The organism is Millionella massiliensis (assembly GCF_900104655.1).
GTDB lineage: Bacteria > Bacteroidota > Bacteroidia > Bacteroidales > Rikenellaceae > Rikenella > Rikenella massiliensis.
Window position 1 is genome coordinate 306,333 of the sequence record NZ_FNWD01000002.1, and the last position, 22,086, is coordinate 328,418.

The 22,086-nt window shown below is 52.1% G+C and carries 18 protein-coding genes; 10 read left to right on the forward strand and 8 right to left on the reverse strand.

Features of this window, described 5'->3' with window-relative positions:
* Positions 1-32: 32 nt before the first annotated feature.
* The 3 genes from BQ5379_RS01270 to BQ5379_RS01280 form a co-directional block, all read right to left on the reverse strand.
* Entirely contained in the window at positions 33-1,577 is a 1,545-nt protein-coding gene (locus BQ5379_RS01270) for a sulfatase (RefSeq protein WP_071133756.1), read from the reverse strand.
* A gap of 15 nt (positions 1,578-1,592) precedes the next feature.
* A complete protein-coding gene (locus BQ5379_RS01275) occupies positions 1,593-2,645 on the reverse strand; it encodes an acyltransferase family protein (RefSeq protein ID WP_071133757.1) in 1,053 nt (350 codons plus the stop codon).
* Positions 2,646-2,717: 72 nt separating this feature from the next.
* A complete protein-coding gene (locus BQ5379_RS01280; RefSeq protein ID WP_071133758.1) occupies positions 2,718-3,209 on the reverse strand; it encodes a PspC domain-containing protein in 492 nt (163 codons plus the stop codon).
* Between the two features lie 788 nt (positions 3,210-3,997).
* Here BQ5379_RS01280 and BQ5379_RS01285 point away from each other — a divergent pair.
* Entirely contained in the window at positions 3,998-4,393 is a 396-nt protein-coding gene (locus tag BQ5379_RS01285; protein WP_205408184.1) for a hypothetical protein, read from the forward strand.
* Positions 4,394-4,889: 496 nt separating this feature from the next.
* Here the strand turns inward: BQ5379_RS01285 and fabD are convergent, their stop codons facing one another.
* Entirely contained in the window at positions 4,890-5,771 is an 882-nt protein-coding gene (gene fabD, locus BQ5379_RS01290) for an ACP S-malonyltransferase (protein ID WP_071133760.1), read from the reverse strand.
* Between the two features lie 144 nt (positions 5,772-5,915).
* On the opposite strand from fabD, the gene BQ5379_RS01295 reads away from it, so the two are divergent.
* The 6 genes from BQ5379_RS01295 (at position 5,916) to BQ5379_RS01320 (ending at position 15,027) form a co-directional block, all read left to right on the forward strand.
* The gene (locus BQ5379_RS01295) at positions 5,916-8,003 is read left to right on the forward strand and encodes a glycoside hydrolase family 2 protein (protein WP_071133761.1); all 2,088 of its coding nucleotides are present in this window, start codon (positions 5,916-5,918) and stop codon (positions 8,001-8,003) included.
* Between the two features lie 22 nt (positions 8,004-8,025).
* A complete protein-coding gene (locus BQ5379_RS01300) occupies positions 8,026-8,772 on the forward strand; it encodes a lysophospholipid acyltransferase family protein (RefSeq protein WP_071133762.1) in 747 nt (248 codons plus the stop codon).
* Between the two features lie 17 nt (positions 8,773-8,789).
* The gene (locus BQ5379_RS01305) at positions 8,790-10,697 is read left to right on the forward strand and encodes a DNA topoisomerase IV subunit B (protein ID WP_071133763.1); all 1,908 of its coding nucleotides are present in this window, start codon (positions 8,790-8,792) and stop codon (positions 10,695-10,697) included.
* Positions 10,698-10,723: 26 nt separating this feature from the next.
* Positions 10,724-13,426 carry a DNA gyrase/topoisomerase IV subunit A gene (locus BQ5379_RS01310; RefSeq protein ID WP_083377514.1) on the forward strand — a complete coding sequence of 901 codons (2,703 nt, stop codon included), beginning with the start codon at positions 10,724-10,726 and terminating at the stop codon, positions 13,424-13,426.
* A gap of 218 nt (positions 13,427-13,644) precedes the next feature.
* Positions 13,645-14,163, forward strand: coding sequence for a shikimate kinase (locus BQ5379_RS01315; RefSeq protein WP_071133764.1), 519 nt, complete (start codon positions 13,645-13,647; stop codon positions 14,161-14,163).
* 9 nt (positions 14,164-14,172) lie between these two features.
* Positions 14,173-15,027, forward strand: a complete 855-nt coding sequence (locus tag BQ5379_RS01320; RefSeq protein WP_071133765.1) for a UbiA-like polyprenyltransferase — start codon at positions 14,173-14,175, stop codon at positions 15,025-15,027.
* Here BQ5379_RS01320 and BQ5379_RS01325 read toward each other — a convergent pair.
* The 4 genes from BQ5379_RS01325 to BQ5379_RS01340 are packed head-to-tail and all read right to left on the reverse strand — an operon-like array spanning position 15,024 to position 18,961.
* Positions 15,024-16,064 carry a glycosyltransferase family 2 protein gene (locus BQ5379_RS01325; RefSeq protein ID WP_071133766.1) on the reverse strand — a complete coding sequence of 347 codons (1,041 nt, stop codon included), beginning with the start codon at positions 16,062-16,064 and terminating at the stop codon, positions 15,024-15,026. The two genes, BQ5379_RS01320 and BQ5379_RS01325, sit on opposite strands and share 4 nt — an antisense overlap.
* 35 nt (positions 16,065-16,099) lie before the next feature.
* Positions 16,100-16,987 (reverse strand): glycosyltransferase family 2 protein, encoded by an 888-nt coding sequence (locus tag BQ5379_RS01330; RefSeq protein WP_071133767.1) that lies wholly within the window; start codon positions 16,985-16,987, stop codon positions 16,100-16,102.
* Positions 16,988-17,015: 28 nt separating this feature from the next.
* The gene (locus BQ5379_RS01335) at positions 17,016-18,662 is read right to left on the reverse strand and encodes an ABC1 kinase family protein (RefSeq protein WP_071133768.1); all 1,647 of its coding nucleotides are present in this window, start codon (positions 18,660-18,662) and stop codon (positions 17,016-17,018) included.
* Positions 18,659-18,961, reverse strand: a complete 303-nt coding sequence (locus BQ5379_RS01340) for a hypothetical protein (protein WP_071133769.1) — start codon at positions 18,959-18,961, stop codon at positions 18,659-18,661. The genes BQ5379_RS01335 and BQ5379_RS01340 overlap by 4 nt, the downstream gene beginning before the upstream one ends.
* A gap of 200 nt (positions 18,962-19,161) precedes the next feature.
* Here BQ5379_RS01340 and BQ5379_RS01345 point away from each other — a divergent pair, with 200 nt between their 5' ends.
* The 3 genes from BQ5379_RS01345 (at position 19,162) to BQ5379_RS01355 (ending at position 22,080) form a co-directional block, all read left to right on the forward strand.
* A complete protein-coding gene (locus tag BQ5379_RS01345) occupies positions 19,162-19,854 on the forward strand; it encodes a response regulator transcription factor (RefSeq protein WP_071133770.1) in 693 nt (230 codons plus the stop codon).
* Positions 19,855-19,914: 60 nt separating this feature from the next.
* Positions 19,915-21,360, forward strand: coding sequence for a cardiolipin synthase (gene cls, locus BQ5379_RS01350; RefSeq protein WP_071133771.1), 1,446 nt, complete (start codon positions 19,915-19,917; stop codon positions 21,358-21,360).
* An 87-nt stretch (positions 21,361-21,447) separates the two neighbouring features.
* The gene (locus tag BQ5379_RS01355) at positions 21,448-22,080 is read left to right on the forward strand and encodes a porin family protein (protein WP_071133772.1); all 633 of its coding nucleotides are present in this window, start codon (positions 21,448-21,450) and stop codon (positions 22,078-22,080) included.
* The last annotated feature ends 6 nt before the right edge of the window (positions 22,081-22,086 follow it).

Below are 22,086 nucleotides of genomic sequence, written 5' to 3' on the forward strand. Positions count from 1 at the left end.
CGGCTGTTGTGTGGATTACATGCCGTGAGTGTTTATAGTACCTCGTCCGGATAGGCAGCCTGCTGACCGGTCGATTTGCGGATCGGCATGTTGGCGTTGTAATGGCGCAGATGGTCGCTCAGGACTTTGGCCAGACGGGCTTCGATCTTTTTGTATTTCGGCGAAGCCTCCTGCAACAGGTCGTGTTGTTCCGAGATGTCGTCGCGCAGGTTGTAAAGCTCGTTGCGTCCCGATTCGTAGAGATGAACCAGTTTCCAGTCGCCCATGCGGATGGCGCTCGACGGAACGCCGACGTCGCCGCGGCGTTCACCCCAGCTGTTGGGGTAGTGGAAAATGAGCGGTCGATTTTGCCAGATCGACTTTTTGCCGCCGCCTTTGGTCAGCGCGGGGGTAAAGTCCTGACCGTCGATCTGCTGGACGGTGGTGTAGTCGCGAATGCCGGCCATGGCCAACAGGGTGGGGTAGAAGTCTTCGATGATAACCGGCGTCGAATTGACTGTGCCGCTCTCGGTGACGCCGGGCCAGTAGACGATCATCGGTTCGCGGATGCCGCCTTCGTAGCAGGCGCCTTTGCCGCCGCGTAGCGGGGCGTTCGATTTGTCGTCGCGAACGCCGACGCTGTACCCGCCGTTATCCGACATGAAGATGATAATGGTGTTGTCGGCAATGCCGCGTTTTTCGACCAGATCCATCAGGTCGCCCAGGCTCTTGTCCATCCCCTCGACAATGGCGGCATATTGCGCTTCGGTCTCCGAAAGGCCGCGGTCGCGGTATTTTTGTATGAACCGTTTGTCGGCTTTGTAAGGGGCGTGTACGGCATAGTGGCCCATGTAAAGGAAGAAAGGCTTGCCGACGCTGGCCGAGCTGTCGATTAGTTTGGCGGCTTCCAGGGTCAACGCTTCGGTCAGGAAGGTGTCGGAACCGTGGTATTTCTCCAGGTTGGGGACTCCCCAGGGGGCGGTGTAGCTTCCTGCCGGATGGTTTCCGTAGTTCTCTTCGCCGAGGTAGCTGCCCATGGCGCCGGCTGCATGTCCGGCGATGTTTCGCTCGAAGCCGAGTGTCAGTGGATCTTCGGCCGGGGTGCCGAGTGCGCCGAAGTGAGCTTTTCCAACGAACAGGGTGGTGTATCCGTTGTCTTTGAATATCTGAGCCAACGGCGTGGCGTAGAAGGCGTTTTCGATGCCGGGAACAGGTGAGGTACCGTTGTAGTTCCAGTGGCCGAAGGTCAGGGAGTCGCTGCGTGAGTCGGTTGCCTGATTTTTGTTGAGCGTCCAATTCGATACCTGGTGCTGGGCGACGTTGGTTCCGGTGATAAGGCTGATGCGCGAGGGGGAGCTGACGGGGCAGGCATAGGCATCGGTGAACTTCGTACCGATGGCGGCCAGCCGCTCCATGTTGGGGGTGTGATACTTCCGATTCAGGTCGGTCGTGTCTTTCCAGAAGGGCAGCGAGGTGTCTTGCCATCCCATGTCGTCGACCAGAAAGAAGATGATGTTGGGACGCTGATTGCGTTCGGCTGCTGCGGCCGTCAGGGCTGTCGTGGTCAGCAGCAGGGTGCAGGAGGGTATGATTTTCATGGTGTAACGGGTAGGTTAGGCGGAAATGAAGATGCGCATCCGATAGAGCGGCCAGGTAATCAGCCAGCAGACGATGACCATAGTGAGTGACCACAGCAGTGACGCAATGGTATCGGGCAGCATGTAGCTTTGGTAGAATCCGAATACGGCCTGCGTGACGCCCCAAATGGCGAACATCTTGGCCAAAATCATTGACAAACTGTATATGAACAGCGAATTTGTGCCGGCAATGGTGAAAAACTCACACCATTTTTGGGCCTGCATGTATTCGATGATGAAGGAGAGAAGGCTCCAGACGACCATGGCGGCTCCGGACGTGAACAGTACGTAGCTCGGGGTCCAGAGTTGTTTGTTCATGGGGGAGACCATGCCGAAAAGGGCGCCGGAAATGCCCAGCAGTACGCCGATGATCATCAGTGTGCTGATACCGCCGCTGGCGCTGTTGGGCTGATCCATGGCACGTCCGGCCAGGTACCCGATCAGTACGCTGGCAATGGACGGAATAGTGCTGAGCAGCCCTTCGGGGTCGAATGTGGGGGTCCACAGGTGGGCAGAGCCAAGCAGAGCCACGTCTACTCGTCCGACGATGTCGGTATCCATGGAGTCGAGCAGGAACCAATATCCGCTTAGCAGTATGATACTGGTCAGAATGACTGATCGTACACTCGAGAAGTAGAGTGTCAATAGTGAAGCAAACAGGTAGGCTAGTGCGATGCGTTGCAGTACGCCGGGAATTCTCACATTGGCGAAAGCAGTGTCGAAGGGGATCCAGTTGAGCAACAGACCGACAGCGAAGAGAATTAAGGTGCGGCGCAGGATGTGACCGATATGTTTCGCGCGTGAACGGCTGGTGTTCATGCCGTAGTCATCGTGACGGTGGGTGGAGAACCACATGGCGGCTCCCATAATGAAAAGGAAAAACGGAAAGGCCATGTCTGCCAGTGTAATTCCGTCCCACGCGCTGTGTACCAGCGGGGCGAACACCGTTCCGCCTGTCTGGTTGTTCAGGACGATCATCAATAGAATGGTCATGCCGCGGAATACGTCGAGTGAGAGAAACCTTTTCATGCGTTTTGGCCTAATTCATTGGGTCTTGATGGTGGAGATGTGATTTTTTGATTTAAGGCAGGGCAGAGGGCCTCAGGATTTGTTACCCCAAAATGTCAGTGGATGTTGGGGGACAAGGAGCCACAGAATCAAGTAAATCATGATGCCGCCTCCGGCAAAGAGTATCAACAGCAGAAATGCCAAGCGAACAGCCGTGCTGTCGATGTCGAAATAGGCTGCCAGTCCGCCACAAACACCGCCGATCATTCGGTCGTTGCGACTGCGATAAAGACGTTTGGCCGGTTTTTTGTCGAATCGGCCCGTCATGTCTGAATCGAACGTCGTGCGTCCGAAGCGATCGGGGTTCCCGATCTGCTTGATTGCTTGTCGTACAGCCAGCTGGTTGATGATTTGGGCTCCGTTGGATTGGAACCATTGTGCCAGCCGGCTCTCGATGTCGGCCATTTCTGACTCTGAAACGTGGCGTCGCTCCAGTTGATATAGATAGCCGGCAAGTATATCGTATGCGTCTTCGTCGATCACGAAGGGGTGGTCGCTGAGATTGATTGAAATAGTCTTTTTCATTTATCTGTAAATCTGCGTAAAGATACTAATTCTGTGTGAGATTAGTGTTCGGGTTGGCGTGTTTTCTCGATGTCATGACAGGTGGGGGAAGTAGGGGGCTGGGGTTAATATTATATCGTGTTGTTACTTATAACATTCTGTGGGCTATTTTTATTCTATTAACTTGTATTTCGGGGGCGATATTGTGTGGCTTTCTTGAAACGTGTGGTTAGGCTTTGGAGGGTACTCAAAGGCTAATTTTGCTATGTGTTTGGTATTCTATCTTAGAAAGTTAAAGTTTAAATAATTTATATAATCACTTTGTATGGAATTTATATTGCTATTTATAAGTATGTATATTTTTCTCATTGAATACTGCCGTTATGTATGTTGTGTGTCTGAAAAATCGGCCCGTTTAGATAGGTAATGGGGGTGTTGCGTAATATGTTTTTCTCATTGTGTATGATGTTTTACTATGACATTGTTTGGACTGAATAGATGTAACGGTATTTTAGTGCTTGTTTGAAGGTTGTATATCCAAGTAGTGAAGCCTGTTAAGAGTGATTAATATATTATACAGCAGATACCACAAAAGGTGCGTATTTATAGTTTTTAATGTTTTTATAAATATGACAGTTTGGTGGGTATGAGGCTTTGTGTAAATTTGCAGCGGAAAAATCCGGATGAGATGCTGAAAATGGGTATTTTTTGGTGAGCGATTGTATGTGGTTATTAAAATACATACAGGTTTACAGCATTGCGTCTTTTTTAGTGAAACATTTTAATTAAACAACCAAATACAGATGATTATGAAACAATTGCGGAAATTCCGTTATGTGTTGATGACCATGGCAGTTTTGCTGTGTGCAGGTTTTGTAAGTTGCTCGGAAGAAACTAACGATCAAATGATCTATTCGGCCGGGTTCGATTCATTCAGCATCAGCTCGAGTGGTACTGAACTGCCGTGGGATGAAATGTCTGCAATCCAAGGGATCTTTTATGATGAGTTGGGAATAACTACTCAAATTTTCGAAATGGAAGGTCCTGCTGCGGAGTGTGATGCAAAGGTCAAAGCTGCGTGTGAGCGTGCTGTGACTCGTTTGAAACAGCAGACTTGGAAAGCGACATTCGTATTCAAGGTCTATAATGCCATTACGGAGCAGGATGTCTTTCTGTACAGCTATCCTGAGACCAGTTCGAATTAATGTTCACCTTTATTCCAAGATGAATTGATTTTTTAGGTCCAATAATTCAAAATGCTGTCTTTGGATATTTTATTGAACATGGCGGACATTAATGTTCGGTATATGTAATGTAGATTTTCCAAGGGGCAGTGTAAATCAATCTTTGTGAGAATAATGCCTATTTGCCGTTTAGCAAATAGGCATTATTTTTTGTTTTTTGAGAACAGTACAGAACTGCCCTCACGCCGGGCAGGCGGTGCCGCGGGCACTCCGTCAGAGTGGTATTACCTCGAATAAATGTCCCATACAGAGTTTAGGTAATACAGCTGTTAGAGGTTTTGCCTGTTTGCTTGGCATGACAATTATACTATCAATCGTCGCTCCGCCGCGAGCACGCGGGGCCCGCGCGGCAGCGCAGTCGAAGAACCTTTAATCGATGTAAGACCCTTCAAGTAACAAAAACGGAGAGAATCACTTTGAGGATTCTCTCCGTTTTCTATTAAAAGCAACAACGGAACTACAAAGTGCTTTTCGATTCGCAGGCAGCTTCGCGGTTCACTTTCTTAATAAGACCAGCCAGAACGTTGCCCGGGCCGAGTTCGGTGAAAGAAGTGGCGCCGTCAGCAATCATGTTTTGCACGGTCTGCGTCCAGCGTACCGGAGCGGTCAACTGTGCGATCAGGTTGGCTTTGATCTTTTCAGGGTCGGTATAAGGTTTAGCATCGACGTTCTGATAAACCGGGCATACCGGAGTGGTGAACTGTGCAGCTTTGATAGCCTCTTCGAGTTCTACGCGTGCCGGTTCCATCAGCGGCGAGTGGAATGCACCGCCGACGCTCAGTTTCAGAGCACGTTTTGCGCCTTTGGCCGTGAGTTGTTCGCAGGCTTTGTCGATACCTTCGATCGAACCGGAAATTACCAACTGGCCGGGGCAGTTGTAGTTGGCAGCCACGACCACTTCAGGAATCGAAGCGCAAACCTCTTCGACCACTTCGTCCGGCAGTGCGATGATGGCAGCCATGGTCGAAGGCTGGAGTTCGCAGGCTTTCTGCATGGCCTGAGCACGTTTCGATACCAACTTCAGACCCTCTTCGAAACTGAGAGCACCGGCAGCAACCAGGGCGCTGAATTCGCCGAGCGAGTGACCTGCGGTCATATCGGGTTTGAAGTCAGGCAGCGATTTAGCCAGAATTACCGAGTGCAGGAATACGGCCGGCTGGGTAACCTTGGTCTGTTTGAGTTCTTCGGCCGTACCGTTGAACATGATGTCCGTGATGCTGAAACCGAGAATTTCATTGGCTTTTTCGAACAGTTCTTTTGCGGCGGGCACGGTGTCGTACAACTCTTTGCCCATGCCGGAGAACTGTGCTCCCTGTCCGGGGAAAACGTATGCTTTCATGCTTTTTTCAAATTAATGTGATGGGCAAATATAATCCTTTTTTTCAAAAGTTTCGACAGAGTCATTCAAGGCCGTTAAGAGCCGATTGGCAGTGGGCATATCCCGAAAAAACGTTATATTTGTCGTTTAGAAATTAACTACCCCATGAAACGACTCTTTGCCGCAATTGCTTTACTATCCGTGACATACGGCGCGTATGCCGGACCTAAAAAATATGCAGCTCCCTATGTGATCTCCGATCGCCAGGAGTTGCCCCGTTCGGTGTTCGTGAGCTATCGTAATCAAAAAGATGCTTTCCGAAACGACTTCGACAGTTCGCAATATTATGTTGGATTAAACGGCGAATGGAGTTTTCGGCTCTTTTCCTCGCAGAATCTGGTGCCCGATGAGGTGGCCGGGAAAGGGGATGTGCTGGAAAATCTGATTCAGGACTGGTCGACGATCACGCTGCCCGGAGCCTGGGAAATCAAAGGAAGCGGCGGAACCGGTGAGGCTATTTTTGCATCGAAAGCCTATGATTTTGTCCGAAAAAAAGGACAGGTTAAGCCGCCGCATCTACCCGATGCCTCGCCCGTAGCCGTATATATCCGCAAGTTTACCGTCCCGTTCGATCTTTTTGACAAGGCTCATTTCCTTCATATAGGTGCGGTAAAGGCCGGTGCGAAGGTCTATGTCAATGGCAATGAGGTCGGATTCAGCCAGAAAGACTCCAAAAATCCCGTCGAGTTCGACGTGACCAAATATGTCGGCGAAGGACGCAATTGGATTGCCATTGTCGTTCCGCAATACACCGAAGCCAGCTACCTCGAGGGTTGGCAGGACTGGCGACTCTCCGGGATTAACCGCGACATGTTCCTCTTTGCTCAGCCCAAGATCCGCATGCGTGATTACTTGGTGCAGACGACCCTCGACCCCACCTATACCAATGGTTTGCTTGAAACGGCCATGTTGTTGAAAACCCAGTTATTGAATGCTCATACCGTGACCGTTTATTACGATCTGTATGATCCGCAGGGCAAATTGGTGAACAGTAATTCGCGCGATGTGGAGGTCGGCATGCGGATCGAGGATACCGTTCGTTTCACCGCCTCGATCCCGAACGTGGTGAAGTGGTCGGCTGAGCAGCCCAACCTTTATACGATCCTTTACCGCATTAAACGCAATGGACGCTTTACCGAATATGTCGCCTGTCGGGTCGGGTTCCGTACCGTCGAGACCAAAGGCGAGCAGTTCCTGGTGAACGGTCAGCCTGTTATTTTCAAAGGGGTGAACCTCGCAGAGCATATGCCGCAGAGCGGGAATGTAGTCGACACTGCGCAGATGCGTCAGTTGCTGACCGACATGAAACTGGCCGGCGTGAATGCCATCCGTACCGACGGTTATCCCCTGCCGTACAGTTTTTACCAACTGTGTGACGAGCTCGGCTTCTATGTGTGCGATGTGGCCAATATCGATGCCTGGGGAACCGGGACCAGTATTTACAAGGGCGGTACACTCTCGAACGATCCGGCGTGGTGCGATGCCTACCAGGCCCGTATCGCCGCCATGTACGAACGCAATAAGAACCATCCTTCGGTGGTGATGTGGTCGCTCGGTGATCGTTCCGGAAACGGTTACAACATGTATCAGGGTTACTTGATGCTCAAGGCGCGGGAACGCACCCGGCCGATCGTCTATAATGGGGCTGCGAAAGAGTGGAATACGGAGGTCTATTGTCCCGATTATCCTGAATCGACCGAAAACAATTCGGGCCGTCCGCTGATCCCCTCGCGGGTAGAGTTTGACGCCAAGTGGTGGACGACTCCCGGATTGCAGGGAGCCTTCCTCGAACGTTGGAACGACATGTCGCTCACGGCTGCCCTACCAGGCGGGAAATATATTCTCTCGGACAACTACGAACGTCAGCAGGCCTCGAGCGGCAAAGTGAAGCTGGCCGCCATGTCGAAGAATGACCAGCTGAGAGAACTGTTTGCCAACGTGATCATTGAGCAGGTTGATGCGGCAAAAGGGATCTACAAATTTGAAAATCGTCTGCAGTTCACCGACTTGGATCAATATACCGTAAGCTATCGTTTGGTCAATACCAGCGGCAAGGTGTTGCGTGAAGGTATTGTCAACGTATCGGCTGCGCCGGGCGAATCGGCGGAGATTGAAATTCCGGGTGTCGGTTTGAACGGCCGGGATCGCCGACTGACAATCGAGGTTGGCAATATTGCCCGTGCAGAGTTTTAAGTAAATCGACACGGAGTTGAAAATGAATCGATTGAGAACGATATATTATCTGACAGTTCTGGCACTCTTCACCATCGTGATTTTTGTGGTGTTTGGGTGTGTGTGGCTGTTGACTGTTCTATTCGACCGAAACCGTGCGGTGTGTCACCACGTGTCGCGATTCTGGTCGAAAATGATCTACCGCCTGTGCCCCTGGTGGCGTGTGGAGGTGAGCGGACAGGAGCATATCGTTCCCGGACGGTCCTATGTTGTGGTCTCGAACCATCAGGCCATGCTCGATATTCCGTTGCTGTACGTCCTTCCGTTCAACTTCAAATGGGTTTCGAAGCGTGAGGTCTACAAAATTCCTATCTTCGGGTGGGTGCTGTGGATGCACGGCGACGTGGCGATCGAACGCGGCGGAACGGCCAGCACCAAGGCCATGTTCGAGAAGTGTGAAGCCTATCTCGACCGTGGAGTGAGTGTGGTGATGTTCCCCGAGGGGACGCGGACCAAAACCGGGCAGGTCAATCGATTCAAGGAGGGTGCAATGTTGTTGGCCCGGCAGAGTGGGGCAGACATTCTCCCGGTTGTGATCGACGGAACGTTCGATGCCGTCGGTGCACATGGCGTTACGGCGCCGCATACTTTTCAGGTTCGCATTCTGGAACCGATTGGGGCAGATGAGATTGCCCGCACGTCGGTCAAAGAGTTACGTGATCGACTTAACACTCGCATGAGCGAGGTGCATCGTGAGATTGCTCCCCGCCATTATCAAGACAATCAGTAGGAGTACAAGATACTAAAATGACAGCAGCAGAAGAGGCAGCCAGCAGTTATTCGGAAGAACATATCCAGACCCTCGACTGGAAAGAGCACATCCGTCGTCGTCCCGGGATGTACATCGGGAAACTCGGCGATGGTTCGCAGCCCGACGACGGGATTTATATCCTGATTAAGGAGGTGTTGGACAACTCGCTCGACGAGTATATGATGGGATTCGGCAAGCAGATCGAGATTAAGGTCGAGGAGAACACCGTAACGATCCGCGACTACGGCCGTGGTATCCCGCTGGGAAAGCTCGAAGAGGTCGCCTCGAAAATGAATACCGGCGCCAAGTACGACTCCAAGGCGTTTAAGAAATCCGTAGGTCTTAATGGTGTGGGTATCAAGGCGGTAAATGCACTCTCCTCAAGTTTTATTATCACCAGTACCCGTGACGGAGAGGCCCGCACGATCGAGTTTTCGGCCGGACAGAAGATCGGCGAACACACCGATGCGACCGGTGAAAAGACCGGTACCCGTGTGCAGTTCATTGCCGATACCGCCGTCTTCGGCGCATATCACTACAATTTCGAGTACATCGAAACGATGCTCCGCAACTACACCTACCTCAATGCGGGGCTGGTCATCAAGTTCAACGGAGTGCCCTACGTCTCGAAACACGGTCTGCTCGACCTGCTCACCGAAAGCGTAGGTGGTGATTTCCTCTATCCGCCCATCCACCTGATCGGCGAAGACATTGAGGTGGCCATGACGCACGGTAACGGCTACAACGAGAGCTATTATTCGTTTGTGAACGGTCAGCACACCACTCAGGGCGGTACCCATCAGGCCGCTTTCCGTGAAGCGGTGGTGAAGACCGTGCGTGAGTTCTATAAAAAGGATTTTGACGCATCGGATATTCGTACTTCGATTATCGCGGCCATCAGTATCAAGGTCGAAGAGCCGGTTTTCGAGTCGCAGACCAAGACTAAACTCGGTTCGAAAGAGATGTCGCCCGATGGGGTTACGGTGCGAAACTTCGTGATCGATTTCCTGAAAGAGCAGCTTGACAACTACTTGCATAAAAACCCCGAAACGGCTGATATCCTGTTAAAAAAGATTCAGGAGGCCGAGAAGGAACGCAAGGCCATTAGTGGAATTCAGAAAAAGGCGCGCGAGTTCGCCAAAAAAGCCTCGCTGCACAACAAAAAATTGCGCGACTGCCGGATTCACCTCGGCGATAAGGACGAACGGGCCGAAGAAAGCGCCATTTTCATCACCGAGGGCGACTCCGCGAGCGGTTCCATTACCAAAAGTCGTGACGTCAATACGCAGGCTGTCTTCAGCCTGCGTGGAAAACCCTTAAATACCTATGGGTTAACGAAGAAGATCGTTTACGAGAACGAAGAGTTTAACCTTCTGCAGGCAGCTCTGAATATCGAGGAGGATATGGATAACCTGCGTTACAACAAGGTGATTATCGCCACCGATGCCGATGTCGACGGAATGCATATCCGGTTGCTGCTGATCACCTTTTTCCTGCAGTTCTTCCCCGATATCATCCGCAGTGGCCACCTCTATATTCTGCAAACCCCGCTGTTCCGGGTGCGCAATAAAAAGGAGACCCGCTACTGCTACACCGAAACCGAACGCCAGCAGGCCATCGCGCAACTCGGTACGAATCCCGAAATCACCCGGTTCAAGGGGTTGGGAGAGATCTCGCCCAATGAATTCAAGGAGTTTATCGGCGAAGGAATCCGGCTCGAAAAGGTGCGCCTAACCAAAGGGGACCCCATTTCGGATATGTTGGAGTTCTACATGGGCAAGAATACACAGGAACGACAGGATTTCATTATCGACAACCTGAAGATCGAAGAAGACCTGATCGAGGAGTTGGAGAATGCCCAGGCCTTCAAGGAGGATGATATCGAAACAGCAGAAGCGATTTAATAGATAAGACACGGAATCGAATATAAATGAGCACGATAGACGATCAGGAAAATCCCGGCGCAGAGGTGGAGGAAACCACCGAGGTGACCGAGGTTTCAGCGGAAAAACACGGCAAATATACCCAGTTGATTAACGATGCGGTGGCCCATCGGCTGACGGGAATGTACAAGGACTGGTTCTTGGACTATGCTTCGTACGTTATTCTCGAGCGGGCCGTGCCCCATCTGGATGACGGTCTGAAGCCCGTGCAGCGGCGTATTCTCCACTCCATGAAACGGATGGACGACGGCCGCTACAACAAGGTGGCCAACATCATCGGTTTTACGATGCAGTTCCACCCCCATGGCGACGCTTCGATCGGCGACGCTTTGGTGCAGCTCGGGCAGAAAGACCTGCTGATCGACACTCAGGGGAACTGGGGAAATATTCTGACCGGTGACAGCGCCGCCGCTCCCCGTTATATCGAGGCACGTCTGTCGAAACTGGCACTGGATGTGGTTTTCAATCCGAAAACCACCGAGTGGATGCTCTCTTATGACGGTCGGAATCAGGAACCCGTTACGTTGCCCGTGAAATTTCCGTTGCTGCTGGCTCAAGGTGTCGAGGGGATTGCTGTGGGGCTGGCTTCCAAGATTCTTCCCCACAACTTCATCGAGCTGTTGGAGGCTTCGATTGCCTACCTGCGCGGTGAAGAGTTTACGCTCTATCCCGATTTCCCCACCGGCGGGATGATCGACTGCTCGAAATATAACGACGGGATGCGTGGCGGAGTGGTGAAAGTACGTGCGAAGATCACCAAGCAGGATAAAAAGACGCTGGTTATCAGTGAAATTCCGTATGGGAAAAGCACTTCGACCGTGATCGAATCGATTCTGAAGGCCAACGACAAAGGGAAAATCAAGATCAAGAAGGTCGATGACAATACGGCGGCCAACGTCGAGATCGTCGTGCACCTTTCGGGAGACGTTTCGCCTGACAAGACGATCGATGCCTTGTATGCATTCACCGATTGCGAAGTGTCGATCTCGCCCAACGCATGCGTGATTGAGGATAAAAAACCGCTGTTTATCGGTGTGAGCGACATGTTGCGCCGCTCGGTCGAAAACACCAAAGGACTCCTCAAACGTGAACTGGAGATCCGGCTCGGAGAGCTCACCGAAGAGTGGCACATGTCGTCGCTCGAACGGATCTTCATCGAAAACCGCATCTACAACTCCATCGAAGAGTGTACCACCTGGGAGAGTGTTCTCGAAACCATCGATCGGGAGCTCACTCCGTTTAAGCCGATGTTGCAGCGTGAGGTAACGCGCGAGGACATCATCAAGCTGACCGAGATCAAAATCAAACGCATCTCGCGCTACGATTCGTTCCGTGCCGATGAGCAAATCCGCAGCATCGAGGCGGAAATCGATGAAGTAAAACATCATCTCGATACGCTAACCGACTATACGATTGACTATTACCAGAATATTCTGAAGAAATACGGCAAGGGGCGTGAACGCAAAACCGAGATTCGCAGCTTCGATACCATTGAGGCAGCCAAAGTGGTGGTAGCAAACGCCAAACTCTACGTCAATCGCGCCGAAGGTTTCTACGGTATCGGTGCGGGAATGAAGAAAGAGGAATTCGTGTGCGACTGCTCCGATATCGATGATGTGATTATATTCAACAAACAGGGGAAATATACCATCACCAAAGTCTCCGAGAAGGCGTTCTTCAGCAAGAATATCCTCTATATCGGGGTGTTCAAGCGAAACGACGAGCGGACCATATACAATGTCCTTTATCGCGACGGCCTCAAAGGGGCCATTATGATGAAGCGGTGCGCCATCAAGGGAATTACGCGCGACCGCGAGTACGACATCACTAAAGGTACAGCCGGCAGTGAGGTGCTCTATATGAGCGTGAACCCCAACGGGGAAGCCGAAACGCTGAAGATCTACTTTAAGCCCCGCCCGCGTCTCAAAAAGCTGATTACCGACCTCGATTTCAGCAATCTGGTTATCAAGGGACGGCAGTCGCAGGGTAACCTCTTCTCGCGTTATGCCATTCACAAGATCGTACTGAAAGAGCGGGGTACTTCGACGCTCGGCGGTCAGAATATCTGGTTCGACCACGATATCAATCGCCTCAATACGGAGGGACGAGGTGAGTTGCTGGGTGAATTTGCCGGGGACGACCGACTGGTGGTCTTTACGAAAGACGCGCAGTACTACACCTCCGGTTTTGATCTGGGACAGCATTTTCCTGAAAACCTGTTGTTTGTCGAAAAATATAATCCCGACAAGGTTTATACCGTAATATACATCGACAAGGCACAAGGGTTGCATTATATCAAGCGTTTCCAGGCTGAAGTGTGCGACCAGAAACCGCAGCAGTTCGTGGAGCCCGAAAATGAATTTGTCACGATGAACGACGACAAATATCCGGTAGTGCAGCTGTTGTACGGCGGCAAATACAACGGACGTTCGCCCGAGGTGGTGGATGCCGAGTCATTTATCGGTGTCAAGAGTCATCGAGCCAAAGGGAAACGTTTGTCGAACCTGACCTTGGAAGAGGTGATCTGGTTGGAACCGTTGCAGAAAGAGGCTCCGGCAAATGACGATACTGCGACTGAAAGCGGCGTGTCGGATGCTCAAGGCGGGGTCTCTGCCGATGGTTCCGTGATGGGGGCCGAAGATGCGGATGAAACGGAGACACCGGGCGGTAACCAGCTGGAACTATTTTAGATTTTGTCGGGTTTAGCTGAATAACTGCATTGAGTGAAAATGTTGCGCAACTTTATTAAGCTAAAGTGTTAAGGATGCAGTGTTTTCGCTCGGCACATGAACCTGTACTTTTTGTTGTTGATAAGGTAGCTTTGGTACAAATCGGTTTGGTGCGGTTGTAAATTGCGATACTTGTTCAAATAAAACACCCTAACTCAGGGATTACAGAATGTAATACGATGCTGATATTTCTGATTGGATATATGGGGAGCGGAAAAACCACGTTGGGACGTCCGTTGGCTTCACGCTTGGGATACCGCTTTACCGACCTTGACAAGGCGATTGAAGATGGAGAGGAGCGAACCATCGGCGAAATTTTTTCGACCGATGGCGAGGCTTACTTCCGGGATTTGGAGCGAAAATACCTGCAAAAGATTGTCGACGAGGGCGGTGACTGGGTTATCTCGACCGGAGGTGGAACCCCCTGTTTTGGCGAGAATATGGCGCTTATGAATGCCAGCGGGGTGACTGTCTATCTGAAAATCGCGCCCCGTATGCTGGCTGACCGCCTGCTTGCGGCTAAAGTGTGCCGCCCGCTGGTCGCCGGCAAGACGCCCGACGAACTGCTGAGCTATATCGAAGAGACGCTGGCCGTACGTGAAAAGTTTTACGGACAGGCCAATGTTATTGTGTCGAATCCGTCACGCGACGTTACAAAACTGGTTCAGATACTGGAACCTTATTTGTCTGTCAAGTAATAAATTGAGATGGCTAAACTGAAGGACTACTTTTCGCTGGTCAAGTTTGCCCACACGGCCTTTGCGCTACCTTTTGCACTGATTGGCTACACGCTGGGGGTGCTCGATGCCGGTTTTGAACCGTGGACCTTGGCGGCTGTGCTGGCCTGCATGGTGTTTGCTCGCAACGCGGCGATGGGCTTCAATCGTGTCATCGACCGCCGGTTCGATGCCCGAAATCCGAGAACTGCACAGCGCGAAATACCGGCCGGTAAAATCAGCGTCAGGGCCGGAAAATGGTTTGTTGCACTGAATGCTTTGGCGTTCGTGGGTGTAGCCGCTACGTTCAATCTGCTGACCCTGGTGCTTTCCCCCGTCGTGCTGCTGGTGGTGCTGGGGTATAGTTATACCAAGCGTTTCACTTCGCTGTGTCATCTGGTTCTGGGACTGGGACTTGCCATTGCCCCAAGTGCTGCTTACATAGCCGTTACCGGGACGTTGGTGATGACGCCGGTATGGTTGTCGGTATTGGTATTGACCTGGGTGTCGGGTTTCGACATCATATATGCGTTGCAGGACACGGGATTCGACCAGTCGGAGCGTCTACATTCCATCCCGGCAGCGCTGGGTGTACGTGGGGCGTTGATGGTCAGTGTGTTGTTGCACCTGCTGACGGTCGTGATGGTAGTCGTCGTGGGGATGCAACTCGGCAATGGAGCGCTTTATTGGGTCGGAGCTGCCGTATTTCTGGCTCTGTTACTCTATCAGCACTGGATCGTGCGACCGAACGATCTTTCACGAATCGGGGCTATGTTCGGCTTTACGAACGGCTTGGCAAGCATTGCTTATGCCGTCTGCGTGATCCTCTATCTTACGATTGATTAATTGAGACTTTTTGTACTGCCGCCGAGCCGCTTGGAGATGCTTTTCTGAATGCGCAGCCCGGTGGTGATCAGTTTCCCGATCCATGCAGTTGCCGGGTGGCGGTGCATGCGTATGATGGTACGTTGTGGTGTCGAAAAGATGCGCCGATAGAGCGGGCGCACACCGGCAGTTTTCAACTCGTTGTAGAGCTGAATGGTGTAGGGGTGGTGCGACATGCCGGGATTAGAGGTCTTGTTGATATACATGGTGAAGAAGTAGGTCTTCATCATGACAAACCACGGTCGGATGGCGCGGTAGTCGCTCTCAGAGAGGTGGGCCTGCAAATATTCGTTCACGTAGCCGGCAAAGCGGGTGTGAAATTCGAACGGGAGTATATGATGGCTCAGCGACGATGTCCGCTTGATATAATAATAGACCGGACGATCTATGTGTGTGACAGTTGGCTTGCGACATCCGATCTGAAGGTTTACGTAAAGATCTTCAGCAAAATCGCTGTTGTTTCGGTTGTCGATTTGGCTGAAAAGTTCACGCTTGTAAAGCTTCGTGCAGAGAAATCCCTCTATCCAGTGGCTTAACAAACCTTGTAGATACTCGAGTCCTGTACAGGTGCCGATCTGTTTGCTTTTGACTTCGATGCAGTAAGCGGGGCTGGTTCGATAGTAGTTCCCCGAAACGATGTCTGCCTGGTTTTCGGCTGCAGCCTCATACAGCAACTGGACGGCATCGAGCGGAAGATAGTCGTCTCCGTCCAGGAAATAGATATATTCGCCTTGTGCAGCTGCAATAGTACGCCCCCGCGTGACCATAAGACCGGCATTCGGCTGGTGAATGGCGTGGATGCGCAAGTCCCGGGCGGCATATTGATCCAGGATTTCGCCTGTTTTGTCGGTGCTTCCGTCGTCAATGACGACGATCTCCAAGTTGCTATAAGTTTGTCCAATGGCCGAGTCCAGGCACTGGGGAAGATATTCGGCGATGTTGTAGGCCGGAATCAGGATGCTGATTAACGGATTGTTCGATTCGTTGGTATTGCCCATGTTGGTGTCGTCGGATCTGTCGTTTGGCGGGGGCGTTATTCCCAAAGGTTTTTTGCGTGGCCCGGTCGTTTGATGGAGGTCAATATCCGCTTGATCTGGCTGCGGATCAAGTCTTTACGCAGCTTTAGAAAGTCTGTGGCCGGTTTGTTGTCGTTATACGGTTCGCCGCGTTGCAGCAGGTCGTTGACGAACGACGAGGAGGTAATTCCCCATTTGTTGAGAAACTGCCGGCTCCCTTTGTTCTTGGTTACGCGTCCGGTCGATCGAGCTTCGAAGTGGTATACGCGGCTGGCGTTGAGCCCTTTAAAGATGCGCACGCCGGCCATCCAGAGTTTGGCCGAGAAGTCGGGGTCGGAGTACATGCCGGGCGAAAATTCGATGCTGTATCCGCCGACCAGGTCCCACATGTCGCGGTGAACGACGTTCGGCGGCCAGGTCGATCCGAACCAGTCGTCGTGCGGGAAGTCCATGTAGTGTTCGAGTAAATCCTGTTCCCGAAACTCGGAGGTGTTTTGTCCGAAGTCGGCCGGAGCGATCACGCTCTTGCAGTAGAACGGTCGCGGCTGGAGCAGGGTAGAGGAGAGGAAAAACCGGTTGTGGCCGATGCGCTGTATCTCGTCCCACAGCACGCGGTCCCAATTCGGAAGTACATACATGTCGTCATTCATGAACAGGATGTAGTCGGTGCGTACCAGTGGACGAAGGCCGTTCAGGGCCCAGCAGACGCCGACATTGTCTTCCGTATGGCGATACTCGATACCGCTCTGCTTGATCCATTCCAGTGTCCCGTCCGAGCCGTCGTTGACGTGAACGATAATTTGGTGGGGATAGGTGGAGTTCTGGCGGATGCTGTGAATACACAGTTTTAGGTACTCCAGGTTGTTCCACGTAGGGATGAGGATCGAAAATTTGGGTTCTTCCATAGTTCAAAGGTAGTAAAATTCCCTTTGTTTATTTATGTCGGAATATCCATTTAATAATTAGAATGAAAATTAGTATAGAAGAGCCCCAAAGCAGGAATTTTGCATAGGCCAGGTCAGACCGGGTATTAATCAACAGCACGGAACCGATAAACAGCCCTACAAGGATAATGGCGTAGGCCATGCGGAACCCGACGTTACGAACCGCTTTCTGGAGCATCTCGCTGTTTTCGAAGCGGATGTTGTGTCGGATCTCGCCTTGCTTGAGTTTGTAGAGGATTTCGCTGACGTCGTTGGGCAGATTGATTGCCAGATTGCCGTAGTTCTTGAGGGTTTGGTACAACTCTTCGGCCATCTTGCGGGGCGAAAAGCGCTGCATGATGACATCTTTGGCGTAAGGGGTGATAAGCGGCGTGAACGGAATGTCTGGATCGAGTTTCTCTGCCACTTTCTGAATCGTAGCCAACGACTTGATCAGCATAAAGATACCGTTCGGTATTTGAAGTGAAAATTTGGTGATCAGGTTGATGCACTGCTGGATCATGGTGGCGTAGTCAAGCTTGTCGATCGGCACCTGGCTGTACTGTTCGGTCATCTGGCGGAGCCGGAAGATCAGTTCGTCGCGCTTTTTGAAGAAGCGTACGTTGCCGAGTGTGATCAGGGCGTCGGCAATGGCGGCCGGGTCGCGGCGCACGAAGCCTAACGATATGTTGGCCAGGAAGTTCATGTCGCGTGGGGTCAGTACGCCGACCATACCGAAGTCGATGAATCCGATCACGTTGTTGGGCAGGATAAAGATGTTGCCGGCGTGGGGGTCGGCATGGAAGAAGCCGTATTTCAGAATCATCGTGAGCAGGGCGTTCGCACCGTTGAGCGCGATTTGCTGGGTGTCGAGGCCGTTGGCTTTCAGAACGGTCGGGTCGTCGGGGGTGATGCCGGTGATCCGCTCCATGACCAGCAGACGCTGGGTGGTGTACTCCTGGTAGACTTTGGGAATATAGACCGTCGGATTGCCGTCGAACATCTGCTGGAAGCGTTTGATGTTCGCCGCTTCGTTGTTGTAGTCCAGTTCACGAAGGATACTTTCTCCGAACTCGTCCACGACGCCCACGATGTTGATAGCGGCCATTTCGGGGTAGTTCTTGGCCAGTTTGGCGGCCAGGAAACGCATCAGGTAGAGGTCGAGTTTGATCTTTTGTTCGATCTTGGGCCGGCGGATTTTGACGATCACGGGTGACCCGTCGAGCAGAATCGCGCCATAGACCTGACCGATCGAGGCCGATGCCATGCAGGTCTCGTCGAAGGTGGCGAATACGTGGTCGATGGGCATGCCCAGCTCGTCTTCGATCAGGTTGCGGGCCAGCTGATCGTCGAAGGGAAGCGCGCGCGACTGAAGTTTCTTCAACTCCTTGCGGAATCGTTCGGAAACGACGTCGGGGCGGTCGGCCAGGATCTGACCGAACTTGATATAGGTCGGGCCGAGGTCTTCGATGGTGAGTCGCAGCCGCTCTTCGGTCGTGTAGACCGGTTTGGCCTGCCGGATGCGTCGTTTGCGCATGCGTCGTCCGAGCCAGGTGCGGGCGATCAGTTCGTCGAACCCCTGGTGGAGCAGTATCCCGGCGATTTCGAGCGCACGGTTGATTTTGAGGTACCCTACGTAAACGTTGGTCAGTTTCATTTGACGATCTTTTCGAGATTAACGTTCAGCTTGTTGATGGCTTCGGTAAGCTGGTCGATTTTCTTTTCCAGTTCCGGCGAGTGGTTCTCTTTCGCATAGCCGGTCAACTGTTCGAAGAGCAGGTGTTGGTCCAGCATATCGACCAGTTTGTCGATGTTGCCGGCAATGGTTTCGGCCTTTTCGGGCGAGGCGCCTGTCTTTTCTTCGATCAGCGAGCTGACTCTGTCTACGAATTTTTCCCGGTCGCTGGCCGCAGCCGCTATGGCCGCACGCAACAGCAGGTTCATGGTGCTGTTCATGGTTAACTTTCCGTTAAAATTAGGCAAACTTATCCGTATTTCGATAATTATACGTTAAACTTGCAACAACAAAAACGAGCCGATCGACCGGATGGGACCGCGACGAAAAGAGTGGGAGCGGTTTTCAGTCGGGAGTGATTCCGGATGCCGGGTGCAGATCCCTCGCTGAGCAGTTTCTAATGCAAATATCGGACAAAACTATGAATTACCGGATACTGATTGTGGACGACGAGGCGGATATCCTCGAATTTATCCGTTACAACCTGAAAAAGGAGGGATACGAAGTCTACACGGCCTCGGACGGGCTGGAGGCGCTGAAGGTCGCTGCCGAAGTTTCGCCTCACCTGGTGTTGCTCGACGTGATGATGCCCAACATGGACGGGATGGAGACCTGCCGCCAGCTGCGTAAGATGCCGCAGACCGAAGATGCCGTCATCGCCTTTCTGACTGCCCGTTCGGAGGATTATTCGCAGGTTGCCGGTTTCGATGCCGGTGCCGACGACTACATCGCCAAACCGGTTCGTCCCAACGTGCTGGTCAGCCGCATCCGGGCTCTGCTCAAACGGGTTGACAACGGTTCGTCGGCTGAAACGGCTGCCACTACCGACCGCCGCTCGCTGATCATCGACCGCGAGCGTTATGTGGTGCTCAAAAACGGCGAGGAGATCGTACTGCCCCGCAAAATGTTCGAACTGCTCGCCCTGCTGTACTCCAAACCGCAGAAAGTCTTCCTTCGCGACGAGATCTTTACGGCCGTATGGGGTGACGACGTGGTGGTCGGCGAGCGCACGATCGACGTGCACATTCGTAAACTGCGGGAAAAGATCGGAGCCGATTATATTGTGACGGTCAAAGGGGTGGGATATAAATATCAGGACATCCACGAAGCGTAAAAACGCATTTCTTCGGCCCTCCGGCATATACCGTCCCGAAAAAATCGCTACCTTAGCGATATGGACTTTTGGGGCATCGTCATATACGCACTGCTGGTTTTCTACTTCCTGCTGGTGATTGCCACGGTCTTCACCGTGTTGCACGAACGGCGCGACCCGGTCCGTGCGCTGTCGTGGATCGCAGTGATCGTGTTGTTGCCCTTTGCCGGAATGGTGCTGTTTGTCTTCTTCGGTCAGGACTATCGCAAACAAAAGATATTCAATCGCAAGGAGATCAAAGACCTTATACAGTTCGAACAGCTCAGCTACAAACAGTTGCGCGAAATCGACACCTTTTCGAACCCCGAAGTCGCCGCCAATCGCGAAATTATCACCCTGCTGCTGAACAACAATAAATCACTTCTGACGACCAACAACCGACTGGAGGTGTTGAACGACGGGAGTGAAACCTTTGCTTCGCTGATTGATGCACTGCGAAAGGCCGAATCGTTCATTCATCTGGAGTATTACATTTTCGAAAACGATGAGTTGGGCGGACGGATCGCCGACATTCTGAAGGAGAAAGCTCGCTCCGGTGTCGAGGTTCGTTTCATTTACGACGACGTGGGCAGTTGGAATCTCAAGCGGAGTTTTATCCGCTCACTGCGCGAGGCGGGTGTGCAAGTCCACTGTTTTATGCCCGTCGTGTTCCCCTGGCTAACAAGCAAGATCAACTACCGCAACCATCGTAAGATTGTCGTGATCGACGGGAAGGTGGGCTACACCGGCGGTCTGAATATCGCCGACCGCTATCTGCGCGGTACCAAACACGGCCCATGGCGCGACACACACCTCAAAATCGAGGGAACGGCGGTCAATATGTTGCAGTTGACCTTTTTGGCCGACTGGTATTTTGCAACCGGAATCCAGTTGAAGGATAAGGACAAATATCTGATGGTATCGGATGATTCCGTGGGAGATACGGCTGTACAGGTTGCCACCTCCGGTCCGGACTCCGACTGGGCTACCATCATGCAGGCCTATTTTGCCGCCATCACCAAAGCCACTGACCACATTTATATTTCGACCCCTTATTTCATGCCCGGCGAGTCGCTGCTGACTGCCCTGAAGGTGGCGGCACTCAGCGGTATCGACGTGCGGATCATGCTACCGTCGCGTTCCGACAGTAAAATAGTCTATTGGGCCTCGCGTTCCTACATTGCTGAGCTATTGGAAGCAAAGATTAAAGTATACCTTTACAATAAAGGGTTTAATCACAGTAAAATCATAACGATAGATAATCGTTTTAGTTCGATCGGAACAGCCAATATGGACAACCGGAGTTTCGAGGATAACTTCGAAGTGACGGCCATGATTTACGACCGAAACATGACGGATCGACTGGAAAGCCGGTTTCTGGCCGATCTGGACGGATGCACACGTCTGACCTATCGCCGTTGGGCCACCCGTTCGCGTACCGACATGTTCAAAGAGTCCGTGGCACGCTTGTTCAGCCCGTTGCTGTAACCGGAAAATTGGCGTATATTTGTCCACTGAAAACAGGATCGGCGAGCGTCGGGAACGCAGCCGATTCCGCTTAACAACCAGATTCGGATGAAAAAGATTCTTCTCGCTGCATTATTTCTGCTTGGCGGTCTCTCCGTCGCCCAAGCCCAGTCCCTGTTCCAGTTTGGGGTCAAGGGCGGTCTGCTGATTAATAGCTCCGACTTGAAATATACCTTTTCCGGGGCTCAGAACCGGTACGATGAAAGCAGTACGAAACCAGGCTTTGAATTGGGTGTACAGGCACGTATCAACCTGCCGCTGGGATTCCTGTTGCAACCCGAAATCGTGTATAGTCGTACGAACGGCTCTTTCCCCGTCGATGCCGCCACAGTTGGCAGTGACCGTCTTAAAGTTCGCTCCAACTGGATCGAAGTACCGGTGCTGGTGGGGTGGAAGTTCTCGATCGTGCGTCTGATGGTAGGGCCGTCGTTCCGCTTCCCGATGGACGAAGTGATGACTTCCGGTGGCGAAGAGGCGAAAATCGCGCCTCGTCTCCAAAACTTCGTACTCGGTTTCCAGGCTGGCGTAGGGGTCGATCTGGGACGTTTGACTCTCGATGCCCGTTACTGCGGCAACTTTACCAATATCACCGATCAGGGCGTATTCCAAAATTATACGCCCAATCTGAAAGTCAACGAACGAAAAGTGGCTATCTCGATCGGATACATGTTAATCAAATAAGCCTGT

Excerpts from the sequence above, each read along its gene's own strand:
- BQ5379_RS01340 (WP_071133769.1), bottom strand. The coding sequence starts at position 18,961 with ATGAACAGCACCATGAACCTGCTGTTGCGTGCGGCCATAGCGGCTGCG.
- BQ5379_RS01285 (WP_205408184.1), top strand. The coding sequence starts at position 3,998 with ATGAAACAATTGCGGAAATTCCGTTATGTGTTGATGACCATGGCAGTT.
- BQ5379_RS01355 (WP_071133772.1), top strand. The coding sequence starts at position 21,448 with ATGAAAAAGATTCTTCTCGCTGCATTATTTCTGCTTGGCGGTCTCTCC.
- BQ5379_RS01300 (WP_071133762.1), top strand. The coding sequence starts at position 8,026 with ATGAATCGATTGAGAACGATATATTATCTGACAGTTCTGGCACTCTTC.
- BQ5379_RS01335 (WP_071133768.1), bottom strand. The coding sequence starts at position 18,662 with ATGAAACTGACCAACGTTTACGTAGGGTACCTCAAAATCAACCGTGCG.
- BQ5379_RS01315 (WP_071133764.1), top strand. The coding sequence starts at position 13,645 with ATGCTGATATTTCTGATTGGATATATGGGGAGCGGAAAAACCACGTTG.
- BQ5379_RS01295 (WP_071133761.1), top strand. The coding sequence starts at position 5,916 with ATGAAACGACTCTTTGCCGCAATTGCTTTACTATCCGTGACATACGGC.
- BQ5379_RS01280 (WP_071133758.1), bottom strand. The coding sequence starts at position 3,209 with ATGAAAAAGACTATTTCAATCAATCTCAGCGACCACCCCTTCGTGATC.
- BQ5379_RS01275 (WP_071133757.1), bottom strand. The coding sequence starts at position 2,645 with ATGAAAAGGTTTCTCTCACTCGACGTATTCCGCGGCATGACCATTCTA.
- BQ5379_RS01270 (WP_071133756.1), bottom strand. The coding sequence starts at position 1,577 with ATGAAAATCATACCCTCCTGCACCCTGCTGCTGACCACGACAGCCCTG.
- cls (WP_071133771.1), top strand. The coding sequence starts at position 19,915 with ATGGACTTTTGGGGCATCGTCATATACGCACTGCTGGTTTTCTACTTC.
- BQ5379_RS01345 (WP_071133770.1), top strand. The coding sequence starts at position 19,162 with ATGAATTACCGGATACTGATTGTGGACGACGAGGCGGATATCCTCGAA.
- BQ5379_RS01325 (WP_071133766.1), bottom strand. The coding sequence starts at position 16,064 with ATGGGCAATACCAACGAATCGAACAATCCGTTAATCAGCATCCTGATT.
- BQ5379_RS01305 (WP_071133763.1), top strand. The coding sequence starts at position 8,790 with ATGACAGCAGCAGAAGAGGCAGCCAGCAGTTATTCGGAAGAACATATC.
- BQ5379_RS01320 (WP_071133765.1), top strand. The coding sequence starts at position 14,173 with ATGGCTAAACTGAAGGACTACTTTTCGCTGGTCAAGTTTGCCCACACG.
- fabD (WP_071133760.1), bottom strand. The coding sequence starts at position 5,771 with ATGAAAGCATACGTTTTCCCCGGACAGGGAGCACAGTTCTCCGGCATG.
- BQ5379_RS01310 (WP_083377514.1), top strand. The coding sequence starts at position 10,724 with ATGAGCACGATAGACGATCAGGAAAATCCCGGCGCAGAGGTGGAGGAA.
- BQ5379_RS01330 (WP_071133767.1), bottom strand. The coding sequence starts at position 16,987 with ATGGAAGAACCCAAATTTTCGATCCTCATCCCTACGTGGAACAACCTG.